The sequence below is a fragment of the Pseudomonas sp. P867 genome (assembly GCF_019891455.1).
Classification (GTDB): domain Bacteria; phylum Pseudomonadota; class Gammaproteobacteria; order Pseudomonadales; family Pseudomonadaceae; genus Aquipseudomonas; species Aquipseudomonas synxantha_A.
In genome coordinates, this window is sequence record NZ_JAFLXB010000004.1 from 211,970 (window position 1) to 232,498 (window position 20,529).

The 20,529-nt window shown below is 61.0% G+C and carries 21 protein-coding genes; 10 read left to right on the top strand and 11 right to left on the bottom strand.

The features are described 5' to 3' along the window. The first annotated feature begins 172 nt into the window (after positions 1 to 172). Together glnL and ntrC are read left to right on the top strand one after the other, a co-directional pair. On the top strand, positions 173 to 1,258 hold the full coding sequence (gene glnL, locus J1G33_RS09605) for a nitrogen regulation protein NR(II) (protein WP_005783937.1): 1,086 nt from the start codon (positions 173 to 175) through the stop codon (positions 1,256 to 1,258). After that, complete coding sequence (gene ntrC / locus J1G33_RS09610) at positions 1,255 to 2,691, top strand: nitrogen regulation protein NR(I) (RefSeq protein WP_003187806.1); 1,437 nt, start codon at positions 1,255 to 1,257, stop codon at positions 2,689 to 2,691. The genes glnL and ntrC overlap by 4 nt, the downstream gene beginning before the upstream one ends. 449 nt (positions 2,692 to 3,140) lie before the next feature. Here ntrC and J1G33_RS09615 read toward each other — a convergent pair whose 3' ends face one another. Then, on the bottom strand, positions 3,141 to 3,581 hold the full coding sequence (locus J1G33_RS09615; protein WP_032878354.1) for a hypothetical protein: 441 nt from the start codon (positions 3,579 to 3,581) through the stop codon (positions 3,141 to 3,143). On the opposite strand from J1G33_RS09615, the gene J1G33_RS09620 reads away from it, so the two are divergent. Beyond that, the gene (locus J1G33_RS09620) at positions 3,580 to 4,035 is read left to right on the top strand and encodes a tRNA (cytidine(34)-2'-O)-methyltransferase (protein ID WP_003171120.1); all 456 of its coding nucleotides are present in this window, start codon (positions 3,580 to 3,582) and stop codon (positions 4,033 to 4,035) included. The genes J1G33_RS09615 and J1G33_RS09620 overlap by 2 nt on opposite strands. A 124-nt stretch (positions 4,036 to 4,159) precedes the next feature. Here J1G33_RS09620 and secB read toward each other — a convergent pair whose 3' ends face one another. The 3 genes from secB to J1G33_RS09635 are packed head-to-tail and all read right to left on the bottom strand — an operon-like array spanning position 4,160 to position 5,351. Then, entirely contained in the window at positions 4,160 to 4,639 is a 480-nt protein-coding gene (gene secB / locus J1G33_RS09625) for a protein-export chaperone SecB (RefSeq protein ID WP_005783933.1), read from the bottom strand. A 42-nt stretch (positions 4,640 to 4,681) separates the two neighbouring features. Then, a complete protein-coding gene (grxC, locus tag J1G33_RS09630; protein WP_032878355.1) occupies positions 4,682 to 4,936 on the bottom strand; it encodes a glutaredoxin 3 in 255 nt (84 codons plus the stop codon). A 1-nt stretch (position 4,937) separates the two neighbouring features. Beyond that, the gene (locus J1G33_RS09635) at positions 4,938 to 5,351 is read right to left on the bottom strand and encodes a rhodanese-like domain-containing protein (protein ID WP_003187796.1); all 414 of its coding nucleotides are present in this window, start codon (positions 5,349 to 5,351) and stop codon (positions 4,938 to 4,940) included. A 151-nt stretch (positions 5,352 to 5,502) separates the two neighbouring features. Between J1G33_RS09635 and gpmI the strand changes: the two genes are divergently transcribed. The 4 genes from gpmI (at position 5,503) to J1G33_RS09655 (ending at position 10,697) form a co-directional block, all read left to right on the top strand. After that, positions 5,503 to 7,029, top strand: a complete 1,527-nt coding sequence (gene gpmI, locus J1G33_RS09640; RefSeq protein ID WP_032878356.1) for a 2,3-bisphosphoglycerate-independent phosphoglycerate mutase — start codon at positions 5,503 to 5,505, stop codon at positions 7,027 to 7,029. 258 nt (positions 7,030 to 7,287) lie between these two features. Continuing rightward, positions 7,288 to 8,583, top strand: a complete 1,296-nt coding sequence (locus J1G33_RS09645; RefSeq protein WP_005783927.1) for a murein hydrolase activator EnvC — start codon at positions 7,288 to 7,290, stop codon at positions 8,581 to 8,583. Positions 8,584 to 8,613: 30 nt separating this feature from the next. Then, positions 8,614 to 9,921, top strand: coding sequence for a S41 family peptidase (locus tag J1G33_RS09650; protein WP_005783925.1), 1,308 nt, complete (start codon positions 8,614 to 8,616; stop codon positions 9,919 to 9,921). Positions 9,922 to 9,923: 2 nt separating this feature from the next. Beyond that, positions 9,924 to 10,697, top strand: a complete 774-nt coding sequence (locus tag J1G33_RS09655) for a divergent polysaccharide deacetylase family protein (RefSeq protein ID WP_223017984.1) — start codon at positions 9,924 to 9,926, stop codon at positions 10,695 to 10,697. Positions 10,698 to 10,841: 144 nt separating this feature from the next. Here the strand turns inward: J1G33_RS09655 and J1G33_RS09660 are convergent, their stop codons facing one another. The 7 genes from J1G33_RS09660 to J1G33_RS09690 all read right to left on the bottom strand — a co-directional run bounded on the left by J1G33_RS09660 (position 10,842) and on the right by J1G33_RS09690 (position 16,607). Continuing rightward, positions 10,842 to 11,597 (bottom strand): ABC transporter substrate-binding protein, encoded by a 756-nt coding sequence (locus J1G33_RS09660; protein WP_223017985.1) that lies wholly within the window; start codon positions 11,595 to 11,597, stop codon positions 10,842 to 10,844. A 66-nt stretch (positions 11,598 to 11,663) separates the two neighbouring features. Further along, positions 11,664 to 12,434 carry an imidazole glycerol phosphate synthase subunit HisF gene (hisF, locus tag J1G33_RS09665; RefSeq protein ID WP_003171107.1) on the bottom strand — a complete coding sequence of 257 codons (771 nt, stop codon included), beginning with the start codon at positions 12,432 to 12,434 and terminating at the stop codon, positions 11,664 to 11,666. Between the two features lie 9 nt (positions 12,435 to 12,443). After that, positions 12,444 to 13,181: a 1-(5-phosphoribosyl)-5-[(5-phosphoribosylamino)methylideneamino]imidazole-4-carboxamide isomerase gene (gene hisA / locus J1G33_RS09670; RefSeq protein ID WP_003171106.1), complete on the bottom strand. Its 738-nt coding sequence runs from the start codon at positions 13,179 to 13,181 to the stop codon at positions 12,444 to 12,446. Positions 13,182 to 13,220: 39 nt separating this feature from the next. Further along, on the bottom strand, positions 13,221 to 13,478 hold the full coding sequence (locus tag J1G33_RS09675; RefSeq protein ID WP_032878360.1) for a DUF2164 domain-containing protein: 258 nt from the start codon (positions 13,476 to 13,478) through the stop codon (positions 13,221 to 13,223). Then, entirely contained in the window at positions 13,479 to 14,117 is a 639-nt protein-coding gene (gene hisH, locus J1G33_RS09680) for an imidazole glycerol phosphate synthase subunit HisH (protein WP_005783914.1), read from the bottom strand. Further along, positions 14,117 to 14,713 (bottom strand): imidazoleglycerol-phosphate dehydratase HisB, encoded by a 597-nt coding sequence (hisB, locus tag J1G33_RS09685; protein WP_003187781.1) that lies wholly within the window; start codon positions 14,711 to 14,713, stop codon positions 14,117 to 14,119. Before hisB ends, hisH begins: the two co-directional genes overlap by 1 nt. Positions 14,714 to 14,945: 232 nt before the next feature. After that, positions 14,946 to 16,607 (bottom strand): OFA family MFS transporter, encoded by a 1,662-nt coding sequence (locus J1G33_RS09690; RefSeq protein WP_014716512.1) that lies wholly within the window; start codon positions 16,605 to 16,607, stop codon positions 14,946 to 14,948. 325 nt (positions 16,608 to 16,932) lie between these two features. On the opposite strand from J1G33_RS09690, the gene J1G33_RS09695 reads away from it, so the two are divergent. From J1G33_RS09695 to J1G33_RS09705, 3 genes are read left to right on the top strand one after another with little or no spacing between them, the layout of a single operon-like run. Further along, positions 16,933 to 19,149, top strand: coding sequence for an AsmA family protein (locus J1G33_RS09695; protein WP_223017986.1), 2,217 nt, complete (start codon positions 16,933 to 16,935; stop codon positions 19,147 to 19,149). Next, entirely contained in the window at positions 19,146 to 20,213 is a 1,068-nt protein-coding gene (mutY, locus tag J1G33_RS09700; protein ID WP_223017987.1) for an A/G-specific adenine glycosylase, read from the top strand. The genes J1G33_RS09695 and mutY overlap by 4 nt, the downstream gene beginning before the upstream one ends. Then, a complete protein-coding gene (locus tag J1G33_RS09705; RefSeq protein ID WP_005783905.1) occupies positions 20,210 to 20,482 on the top strand; it encodes an oxidative damage protection protein in 273 nt (90 codons plus the stop codon). Before mutY ends, J1G33_RS09705 begins: the two co-directional genes overlap by 4 nt. The last annotated feature ends 47 nt before the right edge of the window (positions 20,483 to 20,529 follow it).

Here is a 20,529-nt window from a genome sequence, read left to right on the forward strand (position 1 = left end):
GCCCATTTTGGTTCGAATCTTCCCGACAAAGCTGGCAGAACGCCACAGTTTCGCGCCACAAACCCCTATTTCAGGGCTTTAACGCTTCTTTTCGGAGCCTTGGTTTGGTTTTTGCATTTTCCTTGTATCAGCGTGTGCCTCAAGCCTGCGCCTTGCTCCAAAAGAGGTCCCGATGACCATCAGCGATGCACTGCACCGTTTGTTACTCGACAACCTGACCACCGCGACCATCCTGCTCAATGCCGACCTGCGCCTTGAGTACATGAACCCGGCGGCGGAGATGCTCCTGGCCATCAGCGGCCAGCGCAGCCATGGGCAGTTCATCAGCGAGCTGTTCACCGAGTCGGCCGAAGCCTTGAGCTCGTTGCGCCAGGCCGTGGAGCAGGCACATCCGTTCACCAAGCGCGAAGCGATGCTCACCGCCCTCACCGGCCAGACCCTGACGGTCGATTACGCCGTAACCCCCATTCTGAGCAATGGCGCCACGCTGCTATTGCTCGAAGTACACCCCCGCGACCGCCTGCTGCGCATCACCAAGGAAGAGGCGCAGCTGTCCAAGCAGGAAACCAGCAAGATGCTGGTGCGCGGCCTGGCTCACGAGATCAAGAACCCGCTCGGCGGGATTCGCGGCGCCGCGCAGCTGCTGGCCCGCGAGCTGCCCGAGGAGCATCTCAAGGACTACACCAACGTCATCATCGAAGAAGCCGACCGCCTGCGTAACCTGGTGGACCGGATGCTCGGCTCCAACAAGTTGCCGTCATTGGCGATGACCAACGTGCATGAGGTGCTGGAGCGCGTCTGCCAACTGGTCGAGGCCGAAAGCCAGGGCTGTATCACCCTGGTACGCGACTATGACCCAAGCATTCCCGATGTATTGATCGACCGCGAGCAGATGATCCAGGCGGTGCTCAATATCGTGCGCAACGCCATGCAGGCCATCAGCAGCCAAAACGAGCTGCGCCTGGGCCGCATCAGTTTGCGCACCCGCGCCCTGCGCCAGTTCACCATCGGCCATGTGCGCCATCGCCTGGTGACCAAGGTCGAGATCATCGACAACGGCCCCGGCATTCCCGCCGAACTGCAGGAAACCATCTTCTTCCCCATGGTCAGTGGCCGCCCGGACGGTACCGGGCTGGGCCTGGCCATTACCCAGAACATCATCAGCCAGCACCAGGGCCTGATCGAATGTGAGAGCCATCCCGGCCACACCACGTTCTCGATCTTCCTGCCATTGGAACAAGGAGCCCCCACGACATGAGCCGTAGTGAAACTGTCTGGATCGTCGATGACGACCGTTCTATCCGTTGGGTCCTGGAAAAAGCCTTGCAACAGGAAGGCATGACCACCCAGAGCTTCGACAGCGCCGACGGAGTGATGAGCCGCCTGGCACGCCAGCAGCCGGACGTGATCATCTCCGACATTCGTATGCCCGGCGCAAGCGGCCTGGACTTGCTGGCGCGCATCCGCGAGCAGCACCCGCGCTTGCCGGTGATCATCATGACTGCGCACTCGGACCTGGACAGCGCTGTCGCGTCCTACCAGGGCGGCGCCTTTGAATACCTGCCCAAGCCATTCGACGTGGATGAGGCGGTGGCGCTGGTCAAGCGCGCCAACCAGCACGCCCAGGAACAACAGAACCAGGAAGCCCCGCCAACCCTGACCCGCACCCCGGAAATCATCGGTGAAGCGCCAGCGATGCAGGAAGTGTTTCGCGCCATCGGGCGCTTGAGCCACTCCAACATCACTGTGCTGATCAATGGCGAGTCGGGCACCGGTAAAGAGCTGGTGGCCCATGCCCTGCACCGCCACAGCCCGCGTGCGGCCTCTCCGTTTATCGCGCTGAACATGGCGGCGATCCCCAAGGACCTGATGGAGTCCGAGCTGTTCGGCCATGAGAAAGGCGCGTTCACCGGTGCGGCCAACCTGCGTCGCGGGCGCTTTGAACAGGCCGACGGCGGCACGCTGTTTCTCGATGAGATCGGCGACATGCCGGCCGATACCCAGACCCGCTTGCTACGGGTGTTGGCGGACGGTGAGTTCTATCGTGTCGGCGGGCACACACCGGTCAAGGTTGATGTGCGCATCATTGCGGCCACCCACCAGAACCTCGAAACCCTGGTACACGCGGGCAAGTTCCGTGAGGACTTGTTCCACCGCCTCAATGTGATCCGTATCCATATCCCGCGCATGTCGGACCGCCGCGAAGACATCCCCACCCTCGCCCGCCACTTCCTCAGCCGCGCCGCCCTGGAGCTGGCCGTAGAGCCGAAGCTGCTGAAAAGCGAGACCGAGGAATACCTCAAGAACCTGCCGTGGCCCGGCAACGTGCGCCAGCTGGAGAACACGTGCCGCTGGATCACCGTAATGGCCTCCGGGCGTGAAGTGCATATCAGCGACCTGCCGCCTGAGCTGCTGAGCCTGCCGCAGGATTCGGCACCGGTAACCAACTGGGAACAAGCGCTGCGCCAATGGGCCGACCAGGCGTTGGCGCGCGGCCAGTCGAACCTGCTGGACAGCGCCGTGCCGGCATTCGAGCGGATCATGATTGAGACCGCGTTGAAGCACACTGCCGGCCGTCGTCGCGATGCGGCCGTGCTACTGGGTTGGGGGCGCAATACCCTGACGCGCAAGATCAAGGAATTGGGGATGAAGGTAGATGGTGGGGATGATGATGAGGGTGATGAGGCCTGATCACACCTCCCAGTTCCACTGAAAGTCTAATGTGGGAGGGGGCTTGCTCCCGATAGCAGTAGTTCAGTCACCACATCTGTGTCTGACACACCGCTATCGGGAGCAAGCCCCCTCCCACATTTGGATCTCTGCAATTCCACGACTGTGCACCGCTTCAATGCACCATGAACCGGCATCGGGCACGGGCTGGATACGTGGAAGACCGTTATCGCAGAACAACCCTCGCAAGCTGAAACCACCAAAGCCCCGGATTACGGGGCTTTGCGCTTTTTGGAAAAATTTTATGGGTGAAATTGCAAACTCTGGCACGCGCCCTGCAATAACCCTCGTACAACCCAGTTTCGGGGACCTTGGTACAGGCAGGCCGAGAATCCCCTCTTTAACACCGAAGCCTTAGGCTTCACCCCGTTTTGGGAGCCCTGGTACAGGCAGGCCGGGAACTCCCTCTTTTATTGCTCCTGGAGATGGACCTCCAGCCGCCAGCGGTCATCGACCTGCTCGCCTTTCCACTCCCCACGCAACGGTCGCGCCGCCACCAGGTTCAGCAGCAAACCGCCATCGGTCTTGCGCACACGCCAGTTCACGTCCTTGTCATTGACCTTGAGCTGCCCGCTGGCCGCCTTGCCCTGGGCGTCAAACAGCAGCGCCACGGTGCCGTCGATATGCTCAACGTGCAGCTTGGGCTCACGGTTGAACCACACCGCTACACCGTCGACAGCAGGCACCACCTCCAGTAACTGGACTGGGTCTGGCGTGGTCAGGCGACCGATCATCAAACCCACCATCAAGCCGACAATCGCCAACGAGCCCAAAACCCTCGGCAATAGCTTCGGCCTCGGGTCTTCTTCAGGGGTAGAATGCAGCGCATCTTTGCCTTCGGAGCCGTGCATGTTTCACGTCATCCTTTTTCAACCAGAAATTCCGCCGAATACCGGCAACGTTATCAGGCTGTGCGCCAACAGTGGCTGCCACCTGCATTTGATCGAGCCGCTGGGCTTCGACATGGACGACAAGCGCCTGCGCCGCGCCGGGCTGGACTACCACGAATACGCCACCCTCAAGCGTCACGCCGACCTGGCCAGTTGCCTGGAAAGCCTGGGCCATCCGCGCCTGTTCGCGTTCACCACCAAGGGTTCGCGACCATTTCACGATGCCAGCTTTGCCGAGGGCGATGCCTTCCTGTTCGGCCCGGAAAGCCGTGGCCTGCCGGCAGAGGTGCTCGACGCCCTGCCCGATGGCCATCGCCTGCGCTTGCCGATGCGTGAGGGCTGCCGCAGCCTGAACCTGTCCAACACCGTCGCAGTGGCCGTCTATGAAGGCTGGCGTCAACTCGGTTTCAAGTAGTACACAAAAAATGTGGGAGGGGGCTTGCTCCCGATGGCGGAGTGTCAGTCGACATCTAAGTGACTGTTCCACCGCTATCGGGAGCAAGCCCCCTCCCACATTGAGTGCTGCGTCGGGTTCGAGATTACTGAACTGTCGGCGCGCCTTCCTGTTGCATGCGCTGCAGCTCTTGGGCGTACAGGGCATCGAAGTTCACCGGAGCCAGCATCAGTGCCGGGAACGAGCCACGGGTGACCAGGCTGTCCAGGGTCTCACGGGCGTACGGGAACAGGATGTTCGGGCAGAACGCGCCCAGGGTGTGGCTCATGGACGCTTCGTCCAGGCCCTGGATCAGGAAGATACCGGCCTGTTGCACTTCAGCGATGAAGGCCACTTCTTCGCCGTTCTTGACGGTGACCGACAGAGTCAGCACCACTTCGTGGAAGTCGCCTTCCAGGGCTTTCTGACGGGTGTTCAAGTCCAAGGCAACGCTTGGGGTCCATTCCTGACGGAAGATCGCCGGGCTTTTCGGCGCTTCGAACGACAGGTCACGCACGTAGATGCGCTGCAGCGAAAACTGTGGGCCTTGGTCTTGCGCTGCTTCGGTGTTCTGTTGATCAGTCATCGCAGATCCTTCTTTATCTTGGGGTTCTTAAGGGGTTAGCAGTCAGACGGACAGCAGCGCATCAAGTTTACCGGCGCGCTCCAGAGCGAACAGGTCATCGCAACCACCGATATGCCGGGTGCCGATCCAGATCTGCGGGACCGACGTGCGGCCGGCCTTCTGGGCCATTTCGGCGCGCACCTGGGGCTTGCCATCGACCTTGATCTCTTCGAAGGCCACCTTCTTGCTTTGGAGCAACTGCTTGGCTCGGATGCAATAAGGGCAATAATCGCTGGAATACACGACAACCTGGCTCATATCACTTCACCAACGGCAGGTTATCGCCACGCCAGCTGCTGATACCACCTGACAGCTTGGCGGCGGTGAAGCCGGTCTTGAGCATCTCGCGGGCGTGGGTGCCGGAGTGCTGGCCTTGGGCGTCGACCAGAATGATGGTCTTGGCCTTGTATTTTTCCAGCTCGGCCAAGCGTGCGATCAGCTTGTCCTGGGGAATGTTCAGGGCGCCAACGATATGGCCGGCGGCATAATCCTTGGCCGGGCGAATATCGACGACAACGGCCTCATCCTTGTTGACCAGCGCGGTCAGCTCCGACGTGCTCAGGCTGCGACCACCGCGGCTCAGTTCATGTGCGATCAGCAACGCCAGCAGGATGACGAAGGCACCCACGAGCAGGTAGTGGGCAGTGGCAAATGCAATCAGGTGATCAACCATCAAGGAGGTTCCAGGGCGTTAAAATGGCGGTAAGTATACACAGCCGCCAAGGAGGGCCAACCCCCGTAAAGCGGTGACGCGCTCGGAACTTCGCTTTAAACTGCCACTCCCTTTTCCATTGTCTTCCTTTATTACCGCCGCGAGAGGATCTATGACTACCACGCCTAAACCTTTGGTCCTGATAATTCTCGATGGCTTCGGACACAGTGAAAGCCACCACGACAACGCCGTGTACTCGGCCAACAAGCCCGTGCTGGACCGCCTGAGCGCTACCGTCCCCAACGGATTGATCTCCGGTTCCGGCATGGACGTGGGCCTGCCGGACGGCCAGATGGGCAACTCGGAAGTCGGCCACATGAACCTCGGCGCCGGACGAGTGGTATACCAGGACTTCACCCGCGTCACCAAAGCGATCCGCGATGGCGAGTTTTTCGAGAACCCGACCATCTGCGCCGCAGTCGATAAAGCCGTGGCCGCCGGCAAGGCCGTGCATTTCATGGGCCTGCTGTCGGACGGCGGCGTACACAGCCATCAGGACCATCTGGTGGCAATGGCCGAACTGGCCTTCAAGCGCGGCGCCGACAAGATCTACCTGCACGCCTTCCTCGACGGTCGCGACACCCCGCCGAAAAGCGCGCAATCGTCCATCGAACTGCTCGACACCACCTTCGCCGCCCTCGGCAAGGGCCGCATCGCCAGCCTGGTGGGCCGTTACTTCGCCATGGACCGCGACAACCGCTGGGACCGCGTGTCCCAGGCCTACAACCTGATCGTCGACGGCCAGGCCGAATTCAATGCCGCCACGGCCCAGGAAGGCCTGGAAGCGGCCTACGCCCGTGGCGAGAGCGATGAGTTCGTCAAGGCCACCACCATCGGCGAGCCGGTGAAGGTCGAAGACGGCGACGCCGTAGTATTCATGAACTTCCGCGCCGACCGTGCCCGCGAGCTGAGCCATGTGTTCGTCGATGAAGGTTTCAAGGACTTCGAGCGCGCACGCCAGCCGAAAGTCGAGTTCGTCATGCTCACCCAGTACGCCGCCAACATCCCAGCCCCGTCGGCGTTCGCCCCGGGCAGCCTGGAAAACGTGCTGGGTGATTACCTGGCGAAAAACGGCAAGACCCAGCTGCGCATCGCCGAGACCGAGAAGTACGCCCACGTGACGTTCTTCTTCTCCGGTGGCCGTGAAGAACCGTTCCCGGGCGAAGAGCGCATCCTGATCCCGTCACCAAAAGTCGCCACCTACGACCTGCAGCCGGAAATGAGCGCGCCGGAAGTGACCGACAAGATCGTCGATGCCATTGAGCATCAGCGTTATGACGTGATCGTCGTCAACTACGCCAACGGCGACATGGTCGGCCATAGTGGCAACCTGGAAGCGGCGGTAAAGGCTGTTGAATGCCTGGACCTGTGCGTTGGCCGCATTGTCGACGCCTTGGAAAAAGTCGGCGGCGAAGCGCTGATCACCGCAGACCATGGCAACTGCGAGCAGATGTCCGACGAATCCACCGGCCAGGCACACACCGCCCACACCACCGAGCCGGTGCCGTTCATCTATGTCGGCAAACGTGACCTGAAAGTGCGTGAAGGTGGCGTGCTGGCGGATGTGGCGCCGACCATGCTGATGCTGATGGGGCTGGAGAAGCCTGAAGAGATGACTGGGACCTCGATCCTGGTCTGATCCAAAGTACGCCACAAAACAGTGTGGGAGCGGGCTTGCCCGCGATAGCGGCTAATCAGTCGACATCTATGTCGCTGACCCACCGCAATCGCGGGCAAGCCCGCTCCCACATTGGTTTTGTGGTGTTTGATAGATGTCTTTTTGCCATACCACCGCCACTCGGCACCTATCTTGCCCGCAAGCCCCAATTGGGCGTTTTTTTTGCAGCGCTTGGCGGGCATACTAGGCCGTCCTTTTCCCCTGGTGTCGCCCGCCTCTATGCTTCGCGCCTTGATAACCCTTGCTCTTGTCTGCCTGCTCCAACCGGCGTTTGCCGATGAGCGCGCACAAACCCAACAACAGTTGGACGCTACGCGTCAGGACATTACCGAGCTGAAAAAGCTGCTCGGCAAGCTCCAGGAAGAAAAATCCGGGGTGCAAAAAGACCTGCGCGGCACGGAAACCGAAATGGGCAAGCTTGAGAAGCAGGTCCAGGAGCTGCAAAAAGAACTAAAGAAGAGCGAGTCGGAACTGGAGCGACTCGACGCTGAGAAAAAAAAACTCCAGAGCGCACGCGTTGAACAGCAACGCCTGATCGCGATCCAGGCCCGTGCCGCCTACCAGAGCGGCCGCCAGGAATACCTCAAGCTGCTGCTCAACCAGCAGAACCCGGAAAAATTCGCCCGCACCCTCACCTATTACGATTACCTGAGCCAGGCGCGCCTGGCGCAATTGAAGGGTTTCAATGAAACCCTGCGCCAATTGGCCAATGTCGAGCAGGAAATTGCCGACCAGCAATCGCAACTGCTCGACCAGAAAAGCGCCCTCGACGTTCAGCGCGACCAGTTGGACAAGGTGCGCAAGGAGCGCCAGCAGGCCCTGGCCAAGCTCAACAGCGATGTAAAAGCCCGCGACGCCAAGCTCCAGGCCCGCGAGCAGGACCAGGCCGACCTGGCCAAAGTGCTCAAGACCATCGAAGAAACCCTGGCCCGCCAGGCACGCGAGGCCGAAGAGGCGCGGCAAAAAGCGCTGATCGCCCAGCAGGAAGCGGAAAAAAAGCGCCAGCGTGAGGCCGAACTGGCTGCCACCAGCGACGCGCCAGCACCGCGCAAACCCGCGCGCGCCAGCCCCGGCCCGCTGGTTTCCAGCAGCGGCGAGTCATTCGGCGGCCCTTTTGCTTCAGCGCGGGGCAAACTTCCATGGCCGGTTGATGGTCGACTATTGGCACGCTTTGGGGAAACCCGTGGCGATGACACCCGCGCCAAGTGGGATGGGGTGATGATCAGCGCCTCAGCCGGCAGCCAGGTCCATGCCGTTCACGGTGGGCGCGTGGTGTTTGCCGATTGGCTGCGGGGCGCCGGTTTACTGGTGATTCTCGACCATGGAAATGGCTATTTGAGCCTTTACGGCCACAATCAGACATTACTCAAGTCGGCAGGTGATGTTGTAAAAGCCGGTGAATCCATCTCCACTGTCGGTAACAGTGGCGGCCAGGACACCCCGGCGCTGTACTTCGCTATTCGTCAGCAGGGTCGCCCGAGCGATCCCGCACAATGGTGCCGTTCCCAAGGATAGGGCCGCATCTACATTAGGAGTTCGTTCGACATGCTGCATTTGTCCCGCCTCACTTCGCTGGCCCTGACGATCGCCCTGGTGATCGGCGCGCCTCTGGCTTTTGCCGACCAGGCTGCACCCGCTGCAATGGCCGCGACCACCAAGGCGCCGTTGCCGCTGGATGAGCTGCGCACCTTTGCCGAGGTCATGGACCGGATCAAGGCAGCGTATGTCGAACCCGTAGACGACAAGGCCCTGCTGGAAAATGCCATCAAGGGCATGCTCAGCAACCTCGACCCGCACTCCGCCTATCTGGGCCCTGAAGATTTCGCCGAGCTGCAGGAAAGCACCAGCGGCGAGTTCGGTGGCCTGGGCATCGAAGTGGGCTCCGAAGACGGCCAGATCAAAGTGGTCTCGCCCATCGACGACACCCCTGCGTCCAAGGCCGGTATCCAGGCCGGCGACCTGATCGTGAAGATCAACGGCCAGCCGACCCGTGGCCAGAGCATGACCGAGGCCGTCGACAAGATGCGCGGCAAGCTCGGCCAGAAAATCACCCTGACCCTGGTACGCGACGGCGGCAACCCGTTTGACGTGACCCTGGCCCGCGCGACCATCACGGTCAAGAGCGTGAAGAGCCAGTTGCTGGAGTCGGGCTACGGCTACATCCGTATCACCCAGTTCCAGGTCAAGACCGGCGACGAAGTGGCCAAGGCCCTGGCCAAGCTGCGCAAAGACAATGGCAAGAAACTCAACGGCATCGTGCTCGACCTGCGCAACAACCCCGGCGGCGTATTGCAGTCGGCAGTTGAGGTGGTCGACCACTTTGTCACCAAGGGCCTGATCGTTTATACCAAAGGCCGTATCGCCAATTCCGAACTGCGCTTCTCGGCCACCGGCAACGACCTGAGCGAAAACGTGCCACTGGCGGTGCTGATCAACGGCGGCAGTGCCTCGGCGTCGGAAATCGTCGCCGGCGCGCTGCAAGACCTCAAGCGCGGCGTGCTGATGGGCACCACCAGTTTTGGCAAAGGTTCGGTGCAGACGGTGTTGCCGTTGAACAACGAACGCGCATTGAAAATCACCACAGCGCTGTATTACACACCGAACGGCCGCTCGATCCAGGCCCAAGGCATCGTGCCGGACATCGAAGTGCGCAGGGCCAAGATCACCAACGAGATCGACGGCGAGTACTACAAGGAGGCCGACCTGCAGGGTCACCTGGGCAATGGCAACGGCGGCGCCGACCAGCCTACCGGCAGTGGCGCCAAGGCCAAGCCGATGCCGCAGGACGATGACTACCAACTGGCCCAGGCACTGAGCCTGCTCAAGGGCCTGAGCATCACGCGCAGCCGTTGATCATGCGTTTTGCCCTGATCATCGCTGTGCTGTGCAGCCTGGCAGGGTTCGCTCACGCGGCCCCTGCCGGCGAACCCCACAAAGCCTACCTGACCCTCATCATCGACGACCTGGGGCAAAACCTGCCGCGCGATCGCCGTGTACTTGCGCTGCCCGGCCCGGTGACCGCCGCGATCATGCCCGACACGCCCCATGCCGCCGAATTCGCCCGCGAGGCGCACAAGGCCGGCAAGATCGTGATCCTGCACATGCCCATGGACCCGGCCACCGGCCCCTTCGCCTGGCACCCCGAGCTACCGGTGGAAGAACTCGGCAAGCGCCTGGACGCCGCGTTCCAGGCTGTGCCCTATACCGCCGGCATCAACAACCACATGGGCAGCCGCATGACCGCGCAGCCGCAGGCGATGGCGTGGTTGATGGCCGAGCTGCAACGACGCCACAAGTTCTTCGTGGACAGCCGCACCAGCGCGCAGACCGTCGCAGCCGCCGAGGCTCAGAAGATCGGCTTGGCGCATGTTTCGCGGGATGTGTTCCTCGATGACGAACGCACCGAGGCAGCAATTACCACCCAACTGCAAACCGCAATCAAGCTGGCGCATAAGCAGGGTTCGGCGGTGATGATCGGGCACCCTTACCCACAGACCCTGGCGGTGCTGGAGCGCGAGCTGCCCAAGCTCAAGGCCCAGGGTATCGACTGGATCGATATCAAGCTGATGATCAGCGTGCGCAGTAATCGGGCCATGAGTGCCCACGGCAAAAACGGCATTTACCGCTAAATGAAGGCAGCGAAGATCCAATGTGGGAGGGGGCTTGCCCCCGATGGCGGTGTGTCAGCTGAAAATGTATTGGCTGATCTACTGCTATCGAGGGCAAGCCCCCTCCCACATTTTGACCGCGTTTATTCTGCGCAACTGCCAACTTCAGAGGTAACGCGCCATGATTTCGTCTACACGACCGCTCTTGCGTAACTCATCCAGCGCAGCCTGGAGCTTGGCGACCACCTCATCAGGCACTTCCCTGTTCAACGCCAAATAAAGCTGCGCACTGTTGAACCGCAACACCGTCTTGAGCCCGTTCACACCAACCTGGCGCGCCAGGTAACGCCCGGCGGGATCGCCGGTGGCCCACAGGTCGATCTGGCCTTCCATGAGCTTTTGCGCATTGTCCTGATCGCGCAGAGCGACAATCGGATTAAGCCCCTGTTTCCCCAAGGTTTCCGCAATCGCATCGCCCTTGTAAGCGCCGATCTTGTAGCGGCGGGCTTGCTCCAGCTCGTTGAGCTGGATTGTGCTGTCGGCCTTGGCCAGTAATACCCAATCGTCCGGCCCGATGGGGCCGACCCATTTGAACAAGGCTTCACGGTCCGGCAGCCGCGCCATCACAAATACACCGTAACCAGGCTTTTCCAGGGCGAGTTTGTAGATTCGCTCCCAAGGAAAACGCAACGTAAGGTTGTAGGAAATGCCGGCGCGCTGGAAGGTTTCGCGCACAATGTCCACGGCGATGCCTTCGATGTTCTCGTCCTTGGCGAAGTTCTTGCCGTTTTTCGCCATGTTGTAGGGCGGGAAATTTTCCGTCAGCAGCACCAGGGAGGCGTCAGACGGCTCTTCGGCTTGGGCCGTACCAGCCATGAGCAGCGAGGTACTGGCAAGGGCGAGCAGCAGGTGTTTGAACATGAAGGCTACCGGAATCCATGGCAAGCGCAGAGAGTGCCGCGAGCCTGCCATGGTGTCCAGCAGCGTTTAGCGAACGACGATACCGCGCGCTGCCATGTAGGCCTTGGCCTCGGGTACGGTGTATTCACCAAAGTGGAAAATACTCGCCGCCAGCACTGCGCTGGCATGGCCTTCGATAACACCGTCGGCCAAATGCTGCAGGTTACCGACGCCACCGGAGGCGATCACCGGGATACCCAGTGCATCGCTGATAGCGCGGGTCACGCCCAGGTCGAAGCCGTTTTTCATGCCGTCCTGGTCCATGCTGGTCAGCAGGATTTCACCGGCGCCCAAGCCTTCCATCTTCATCGCCCACTCCACCGCGTCCAGCCCGGTAGGTTTGCGCCCGCCGTGAGTGAAGATCTCCCAGCGCGGGGTTTCGCCCGGACCGGAGACCTTCTTGGCGTCGATGGCGACCACGATGCACTGCGAGCCAAAGTGTTGCGCGGCTTCACCGACGAACTCGGGGTTGAATACCGCGGCAGTATTGATCGAGACCTTGTCCGCGCCGGCATTGAGCAGGTTGCGGATGTCTTGCACAGTGCGCACGCCACCGCCCACGGTCAACGGAATGAACACCTGGCTGGCCATGCGCTCGACGGTATGCAATGTAGTGTCGCGGCCATCGACGCTGGCGGTAATGTCGAGAAAGGTAATCTCGTCGGCACCTTGCTCATCGTAGCGACGGGCGATTTCCACCGGGTCGCCGGCATCGCGGATATTCTCGAACTTGACGCCCTTGACCACGCGACCGTTGTCGACGTCCAGGCAAGGGATGATGCGTTTGGCCAGCGCCATGGTCAGTCCTCAGCCGTTGTAGGCATCGCAGTAAGCCTGGGCTTGCGCAACGTCCAGGGTGCCTTCGTAAATCGCACGGCCAGTGATGGCGCCGATGATGCCAGGCGCCTTGGCGTCCAGCAGCGACTTGATGTCACCCAGGTTGTGAATGCCGCCGGAAGCGATCACCGGAATCTTCGTGGCCGCTGCCAAGGCTGCGGTGAACGGCACATTGCAGCCCTGCATCATGCCGTCTTTGGCGATATCGGTATAAACAATGGCGGACACGCCGTCGGCTTCGAACTGCCTGGCCAGGTCGATCACCTGCACGGTGCTGATCTCAGCCCAGCCGTCGGTAGCAACGAAGCCGTCTTTGGCATCCAGGCCAACGATGACCTTGCCAGGAAACGCACGGCAGGCTTCGGCGACGAAGGCCGGGTCTTTCACGGCCTTGGTGCCGATGATCACGTAGCTCACGCCAGCTTTGACGTAATGCTCGATGGTTTCCAGGGAGCGAATGCCGCCGCCGATCTGGATCGGCAGGTTCGGGTAGCGCTTGGCAATCGCGGTGACCACCTCACCATTGACCGGCTGGCCTTCGAAGGCACCGTTCAAGTCCACCAGATGCAAACGACGGCAGCCACCTTCCACCCATTTGGCGGCCATGCTCACCGGGTCGTCGGAGAACACCGTGGAATCTTCCATGCGGCCCTGGCGCAGGCGTACACAAGCGCCGTCCTTGAGATCGATAGCGGGGATAATCAGCATCTGGCAAACCTTATTCGATATTCAGCAATGCTTGGGAAATCAGGGCTTCTCAAGCGACCACAAGTCGCTTTCGATGCTTTCGAACCTTTCCTTAAGGAGCGTCTGCGTGTCGAAAATCGCCCTGTTGTAATAGTGCGGTGCCACTTCGGTGGTGAACAGCTCAAGAATCTCAGCGACCTCGAACGAGCCCAGCTTGAGCTCGAAGCGGTCTTCCATGAAACGCTTGATCTTGTCGGTTGCCTCACGCTCTTGCTCGGGCGTGAGGTTCAAGATCGGCGGCTTCGGTTTCCTGGCCATTTACCAGCGACCATCCCACGCGGCGAAGTTCTGCAGCAATTGCAGGCCATGGGTATGGCTCTTTTCCGGGTGGAATTGCACGGCAAAACGCGAACCTTCGGCCAGCGCTGCGGCGAAGTCGACACCATAGTGCCCGCCACCCACCACCTGGCGCGGGTTACCGGCAGCGATGTAGTAGCTGTGCACGAAGTAGAAACGCGCCATGTCCGGGATTTCGTGCCACAGCGGGTGGTCGACGGTGCGGCGCACCTCGTTCCAGCCCATGTGCGGGACCTTCAAATGCTCACCGTCTTCATGCAAGTCTTTGCCGAAGAACTTCACCTGGCCGGGAAACATACCGATGCAATCGACGCCGCCGTTCTCCTCACTGCTGTCGAGCAAGGCTTGCATGCCGACGCAGATACCGAGGAATGGACGATCCTGGCTGACCTCGCGCACCAGGCTGTCAAAGCCCAGGCGGCGGATTTCGGCCATGCAATCACGAATCGCACCGACGCCTGGGAACACCACTCTGTCGGCTTCGCGAATCACGTTGGCATCGCTGGTGATCAGCACCTTGCCGGCGCCTACGTGCTCGAGGGCCTTGGCCACCGAGTGCAGGTTGCCCATGCCGTAGTCGATAACCGCGACCGTCTGCATTACAGGACGCCCTTGGTCGACGGCATTTGCCCGCCCATGCGCTCATCGACTTCCACAGCCATGCGCAACGCGCGGCCGAAAGCCTTGAACACGGTTTCGATCTGGTGGTGGGTGTTGGTGCCGCGCAGGTTGTCGATATGCAGGCTGACCAGTGCGTGGTTGACGAAGCCCTGGAAGAATTCCTGGAACAGGTCCACATCAAAGCCACGGCCCACGTTGGCGCGGGTGTAGGGCACGTGCATCTGCAGGCCTGGGCGGCCGGAGAAGTCGATCACCACACGCGACAGCGCTTCATCCAGCGGAACATAGGCATGACCGTAGCGACGGATGCCTTTCTTGTCGCCGATGGCCTTGGCAAATGCCTGGCCGAGGGTGATGCCCACGTCTTCCACCATGTGGTGGTCGTCGATGTGCAGGTCGCCCTTGCCGACGATATCCAGGTCGATCAGCCCATGACGGGCGATCTGGTCCAGCATGTGCTCAAGAAAAGGGACACCGATATCAAATCGGGCCTTTCCGGTGCCATCCAGGTTGATCGAGGCTTTGATCTGGGTTTCCAGAGTGTCGCGCTCGACAGACGCCTTACGTTCGGCCATCACCAGCTCCGCAAAATCATTGGGCGAAAAAGGCAGCCATTATAGGGGCGCGGGCGCCAAACAGAAACATCGAAGGGGATAAGACTGACGGCGTGTCGGGGTTAGACATGTGCATACATGCATAACCAATGTGGGAGGGGGCTTGCTCCCGATAGCGGTAGATCAGTCAACAATGCACTGACTGATGCGCCGCCATCGGGAGCAAGCCCCCTGCCACAAGGGTTTTGCAGTGTTAGTGGAACAGTACTGCGGTCTTCTGCAGGGTCACCCACACACCCCACGCCAACGGAATACCCACCACCAGCCAGGCGGCGATCGCCAACGGCTTGCTGGCGGCGGATGCTTTCCACTCCAGAACGGTGGTCGCATCGGCACCTTTGTCATGCCCCAGCGCCTGCTCGGCAGCAAGTTCGGCATCGGTCATGAAGTACTTGTCGGCGACCGGACGTACCAGCAGGTTGCAGATGAAACCCAGCACCAGCAGACCGGCAAGGATGTACAAGGTGATGTCATACGCCGCGGCGCGTTCAACGCCGATGCTCAGCTGATATTCACGCAGGTAGTTCACCAGTACCGGCCCCAACACGCCCGCAGCAGCCCAGGCGGTCAACAGGCGACCGTGAATAGCACCGACCATTTGGGTACCGAACAAGTCGGCCAGGTAAGCCGGGACCGTCGCAAAACCACCGCCGTACATCGACAGGATGATGCAAAACGCCGCCACGAACAGCGCCACGTTGCCCAGATGCCCCAGGTTCGGGATCAGCGCGTACAGGGCAAAGCCCAGGGCGAAGAACACGAAGTAGGTATTCTTACGCCCCAGGTAGTCGGAGAACGACGCCCAGAAGAACCGGCCACCAATGTTGAACAGGCTCAACAACCCGGTAAAACCAGCGGCAATGGCTGCAATGGAGGCAAGCTGACCCGCATCCAACTGGCCAAATGGCACATCAACACCCAGCAACTTGCCGCCAAACACTTCCTGCAGCAGTGGCGAAGCCATGCCAAGGATGCCGATACCGGCCGATACGTTCAGGCACAACACCAGCCATACCAGGCGGAATTGCGGGGTTTTCCACGCGACATTCACATGCACGTGACGGTGAGTGATCATCGCATTGCTGGCTTTTTTCGCCGGTGCGGTCCAGCCCTCAGGCTTCCAGCCGGTCGGCGGCACGCGATACAGCAGTGCGCCACCGATCATGAACACGAAGTAAATCGCCGCCATGACCACAAAGCTCTGCCATACACCCACGCTGGTCGGCGAAGAGAAATGGCCCATCAGTGCCGCAGCCAGGGGCGCACCCACCATCGCGCCGCCGCCAAAGCCCATGATCGCCATGCCGGTCGCCATGCCGCGCTTGTCCGGGAACCACTTGATCAAGGTCGAAACGGGCGAGATATAGCCCAGGCCCAGGCCGATACCGCCAATGACCCCGGAGCCGATCCACATCAGCCAGATCTGGTGGGTATAGATGCCCAGCGCCGAGATCAGCAGGCCACCGCACCAGCACAACGCCGAGACGACACCGGCCTTGCGTGGCCCTGCATGTTCCAGCCAGCCGCCCCAGATCGCGGCCGAACAGCCCAGGAAGATGAAGAACAGGGTGTAGATCCAGCCCAGCATGGAGATGGGCCAGTCGCATTGGGAGGAGAAGACCTGGGCGATAAAGCTCATGTCTGGCGCGCAGGCGACCGGTGCGGTGATACCCAGCGCTTTGGACAACGGCAGCCAAAACACCGAGAAGCCGTAGGCCATGCCGATGCACAGATGGATGGCCAGGGCGGCCGGTGGAACCAGCCAGCGGTTGAACCCGGGCTTGGCGATAATGCGCTCCTTGGACAGGAACGCAGGCTGTGCGGCGGCGGTGCCGGCCACAGTGCTAGTGCTCATTGGTGTTTCCCCCAGTTATTGGTATGCGTCCGTCAGGCGCTCTCCTCCTCGGCCTTGCACGCAAAGCGTGGCCGTTTTTTTGAGTGAAGCTCCATTTAGGCGCGACGTTAAGTCGCAGAAGGCGGACGAACGTGCAGAGATTAGCACCAGTGGATGACAGAAAAATCAAACTGCCACTACCTTTTTAGGATTATCTGTACTTTTTTGACGTCAAAATCTCATTTCGCCACCCGTGGATACAATGTAACGATCCGTGAACTGACGCAGGCCGTCGGGCGTTATACTCTTCGGCTAAATTTTGAAATCGACATACAAGGACTCGCCCATGAAAGCGTTCGGCAAAATCCTGGGTCTGGTACTTCTCGGGCTGTTGCTGATCATTGTGGCGCTCGGCTTTGCCCTGACCCACCTCTTCGATCCCAACGACTACAAAGAAGAAATTCGCCAGATAGCCCGCGACAAGGCCCACATCGAGCTGACGCTCAATGGCGATATCGGCTGGAGCCTTTTCCCCTGGCTGGGCCTGGAGTTGCACGAGGCCAGCGTCGCGACCCTGACCGCACCGACTCAACCTTTCGCCGATTTGCAGATGCTCGGCCTGTCGGTACGCGTACTTCCACTGCTGCGCCGCGAAGTGCAGATGAGCGATGTGCGTGTCGAGGGCCTGAACCTGCGCCTGAACCGCGACAAGCAAGGCCATGGCAACTGGGAAGACATCGGCAAGAACCTGCCCGACGAAACCACGGATACCCCTGCGCCGGCCCCCGTCGAACCGGTGGCTGAAACCAAACCGGAAAAACCCCCGCAGCCGATCCGCCTGGACATCGACAGCCTGACCATCAACAACGCTCGCGTTGAATACACCGATGAACAGACCGGCAAGCAATTGAGTGCCGAGAGCATCCAGTTGAGCGCCGGGGCCATCCACGAGGGCGCCAGCATTCCGCTCAAACTCACCGCGTTCCTGGGCAGCAACCAGCCACTGATGCGCGTCAAGACCGAGCTGAACGGCAACTTGCGCATCCAGCGTGCCCTCAAGCGCTACCAGTTCGAAGACATGCGCCTGAGCGGCGAAGCCACCGGCGAGCCGCTGCAAGGCAAGACCGTGAGTTTCTCCACCCAGGGCCAATTGTTGGTGGATCTGGCGGCCAACGTCGCCGAATGGACCAACCTGAAACTGTCGGCCAACCAGTTGCGCGCCTTGGGCGAACTGAAGGTCAACGACCTGGACAAGACCCCGCAGGTCAGTGGTGCGTTGTCTGTGGCCCAGTTCGATCTGGCCAAGTTCCTTGAGAGCGTCGGCCACCCGCTGCCGGCCATGGCCCCTGGCAGCCTGAGCAAGGTCGAGCTGGTGAGTCGCCTCAAGGGCACGCCCACCAGCGTCGCCCTGGAAAACCTGAACCTGAAACTCGACGAAAGCACCTTCAGCGGCCGTGTCGCTGTCGATGATTTCGCCAAGCAGTCCCTGCGCGTACAGCTCAAGGCCGATACCTTCAATGCCGACAACTACTTGCCGGCCAAATCAGAAGCCGCCAAAGGCGCAACCGCCGCTCGCCAGGCCGAAGTGCAGAACAGCGAGGCCGGTGCGATGGCAGCCGGCGGCAACACGCCACTGCCGGACGCCCCGACCAAAGGCGCCTGGAGCACCGACAAGCTGCTGCCGCTGACCCGCCTGCGCAGCCTGGATATCGACGCCGACCTTGCGTTCGGACAATTGACCCTGAGCCAGCTGCCGATCCAGAACGCGGCGCTGAAAGCCTCCGGCATCGACGGCCAGCTCAAGCTCGACACCCTGAGCGGTGGTCTCTACAACGGTACCTTCCAGGCCAATGGCACGCTCGATGTGCGCCAGGATCTCCCGCTTCTGGCCATGCAAACCCATATCAAGCAAGTACCGGTTGAGAAAATCCTGCAGGCCCAAGGGAAAAACCCGCCGGTCAAAGGCCAGGTCACCCTGGACAGCAACCTGACCGGGCGTGGCAACAGCCAGAAGGCACTGATCGACAGCCTCAACGGCACCGCCAGCTTTGTGATCAATAACGGTGTGTTGCTCAACGCCAACATCGAGCAACAGGTCTGCACCGGTATCGCCCTGCTCAACCGCAAGACCCTGGCCAGCACGCCACCGGGCAAGGACACCCCCTTCCAGGAACTGCGCGGCAACCTGACGTTGCGTAACGGCGTGGCCAGCAACCCTGACCTGAAAGTGCGTATCCCAGGGCTGACGGTCAATGGCAACGGCGATGTCGACTTGCGCGTGCTGGGCATGGACTACCGCGTCGGCATCATTGTCGAAGGCGACAAGCGCGAGGTGCCGGACCCGGCCTGCCAGGTCGGCGCCAACTTCCAGGGCATTGAAGTGCCGCTGCGCTGCCGTGGCCCGCTGGAGCTTGGCGCCAAGGCCTGCCGTCTGGACAAGGACGGCCTGGGCCAGGTCGCCCTCAAGGCTGCCGGCAATCGCCTGAACGAGAAGCTGGAGGAGAAGCTCGACAAGGTTAATCCCAAGCTCAAAGACGCATTGAAAGGCCTGTTCAACCGATGAGAAACGAGCAGTTTTCAGCGGCGGTACTCGATTGGTACGACCGCCACGGCCGTCATGACCTGCCCTGGCAACAGGGCATCACCCCGTACCGGGTGTGGGTGTCGGAGATCATGCTGCAACAGACCCAGGTGAGCACTGTGCTCAATTACTTCGACCGGTTCATGGCATCCCTGCCGACGGTCGAAGCCCTGGCCGCCGCACCGGAAGACGAAGTGCTGCACCTGTGGACCGGCCTGGGCTACTACACCCGGGCGCGCAACCTGCAAAAGACCGCCAGGATCGTGGTGGCCGAATACGGCGGCGAATTCCCCCGCGACGTCGAAAAGCTCACCGAACTGCCGGGCATCGGCCTATCGACTGCCGGTGCGATAGCCAGCCTGAGCATGGGCCTGCGCGCGCCGATCCTCGATGGCAACGTCAAGCGCGTGCTGGCACGCTTTACCGCGCAGGAGGGCTACCCGGGCGAGCCCAAGGTGGCCAAACAACTGTGGGCCACCGCAGAGCGCTTTACACCCTTTGAGCGCGTCAATGCCTACACCCAGGCGATGATGGACATGGGCGCCACGCTCTGCACCCGCAGCAAGCCCAGTTGCTTGCTGTGCCCGCTGGAAAAAGGCTGCGAAGCCCACATGCTCGGCCTGGAGACGCGTTACCCGATCCCCAAGCCACGCAAGACCATCCCGCAAAAGCGCACGCTGATGCCCATGCTGGCGAACGCCGAGGGCGCGATCCTGCTTTACCGTCGCCCCTCCACGGGCCTGTGGGGCGGTTTGTGGAGCTTGCCCGAGCTGGATGACCTGAGCGACCTCGACCACCTCGCCAACCAGCACGCACTCGCGCTGGGCAAGCATCAGGAACTGCCGGGGCTGATCCACACCTTCAGCCACTTCCAACTGTCCATCGAACCCTGGCTGGTCCAGGTCGAGGAATCCGCCCATCACGTGGCCGAGGCCGACTGGCTTTGGTATAACCTCGCCACCCCGCCGCGCCTGGGCCTTGCCGCCCCGGTGAAAAAACTGCTGAAGCGCGCGGCGCAAGCATTGAACGCAGGAGTTTCGTCATGACCCGCACCGTTATCTGCCGCAAGTACAAAGAAGAACTGCCAGCCCTGGAACGCCCTCCGTACCCAGGTGCCAAGGGCCAGGACATCTACGACCACGTCTCCGCCAAAGCCTGGGGTGACTGGTTGAAACACCAGACCCTGCTGATCAACGAAAAACGCCTGAACATGATGAACGCCGAAGACCGCAAATACCTGGCCGGCGAAATGGATAAGTTCTTTTCCGGCGAGGAATACGCCCAAGCCGAAGGTTACGTGCCACCTGCTCAATAATTGATCAAAAACCGGGGTCGGCACGTAAGCGACGGTAATAATTAAAT

What these genes read in the sequence shown, in the direction of transcription:
- J1G33_RS09620 (WP_003171120.1), top strand. Translation starts at nt 3,580, where the DNA reads ATGTTTCACGTCATCCTTTTTCAACCAGAAATTCCGCCGAATACCGGC.
- J1G33_RS09695 (WP_223017986.1), top strand. Translation starts at nt 16,933, where the DNA reads ATGAAAGCGTTCGGCAAAATCCTGGGTCTGGTACTTCTCGGGCTGTTG.
- ntrC (WP_003187806.1), top strand. Translation starts at nt 1,255, where the DNA reads ATGAGCCGTAGTGAAACTGTCTGGATCGTCGATGACGACCGTTCTATC.
- J1G33_RS09655 (WP_223017984.1), top strand. Translation starts at nt 9,924, where the DNA reads ATGCGTTTTGCCCTGATCATCGCTGTGCTGTGCAGCCTGGCAGGGTTC.
- glnL (WP_005783937.1), top strand. Translation starts at nt 173, where the DNA reads ATGACCATCAGCGATGCACTGCACCGTTTGTTACTCGACAACCTGACC.
- secB (WP_005783933.1), bottom strand. Translation starts at nt 4,639, where the DNA reads ATGACTGATCAACAGAACACCGAAGCAGCGCAAGACCAAGGCCCACAG.
- J1G33_RS09615 (WP_032878354.1), bottom strand. Translation starts at nt 3,581, where the DNA reads ATGCACGGCTCCGAAGGCAAAGATGCGCTGCATTCTACCCCTGAAGAA.
- J1G33_RS09645 (WP_005783927.1), top strand. Translation starts at nt 7,288, where the DNA reads ATGCTTCGCGCCTTGATAACCCTTGCTCTTGTCTGCCTGCTCCAACCG.
- J1G33_RS09690 (WP_014716512.1), bottom strand. Translation starts at nt 16,607, where the DNA reads ATGAGCACTAGCACTGTGGCCGGCACCGCCGCCGCACAGCCTGCGTTC.
- hisA (WP_003171106.1), bottom strand. Translation starts at nt 13,181, where the DNA reads ATGCTGATTATCCCCGCTATCGATCTCAAGGACGGCGCTTGTGTACGC.
- J1G33_RS09635 (WP_003187796.1), bottom strand. Translation starts at nt 5,351, where the DNA reads ATGGTTGATCACCTGATTGCATTTGCCACTGCCCACTACCTGCTCGTG.
- J1G33_RS09660 (WP_223017985.1), bottom strand. Translation starts at nt 11,597, where the DNA reads ATGTTCAAACACCTGCTGCTCGCCCTTGCCAGTACCTCGCTGCTCATG.
- hisF (WP_003171107.1), bottom strand. Translation starts at nt 12,434, where the DNA reads ATGGCGCTGGCCAAACGCATCATCCCTTGCCTGGACGTCGACAACGGT.
- J1G33_RS09705 (WP_005783905.1), top strand. Translation starts at nt 20,210, where the DNA reads ATGACCCGCACCGTTATCTGCCGCAAGTACAAAGAAGAACTGCCAGCC.
- hisH (WP_005783914.1), bottom strand. Translation starts at nt 14,117, where the DNA reads ATGCAGACGGTCGCGGTTATCGACTACGGCATGGGCAACCTGCACTCG.
- J1G33_RS09650 (WP_005783925.1), top strand. Translation starts at nt 8,614, where the DNA reads ATGCTGCATTTGTCCCGCCTCACTTCGCTGGCCCTGACGATCGCCCTG.
- hisB (WP_003187781.1), bottom strand. Translation starts at nt 14,713, where the DNA reads ATGGCCGAACGTAAGGCGTCTGTCGAGCGCGACACTCTGGAAACCCAG.
- J1G33_RS09675 (WP_032878360.1), bottom strand. Translation starts at nt 13,478, where the DNA reads ATGGCCAGGAAACCGAAGCCGCCGATCTTGAACCTCACGCCCGAGCAA.
- grxC (WP_032878355.1), bottom strand. Translation starts at nt 4,936, where the DNA reads ATGAGCCAGGTTGTCGTGTATTCCAGCGATTATTGCCCTTATTGCATC.
- mutY (WP_223017987.1), top strand. Translation starts at nt 19,146, where the DNA reads ATGAGAAACGAGCAGTTTTCAGCGGCGGTACTCGATTGGTACGACCGC.
- gpmI (WP_032878356.1), top strand. Translation starts at nt 5,503, where the DNA reads ATGACTACCACGCCTAAACCTTTGGTCCTGATAATTCTCGATGGCTTC.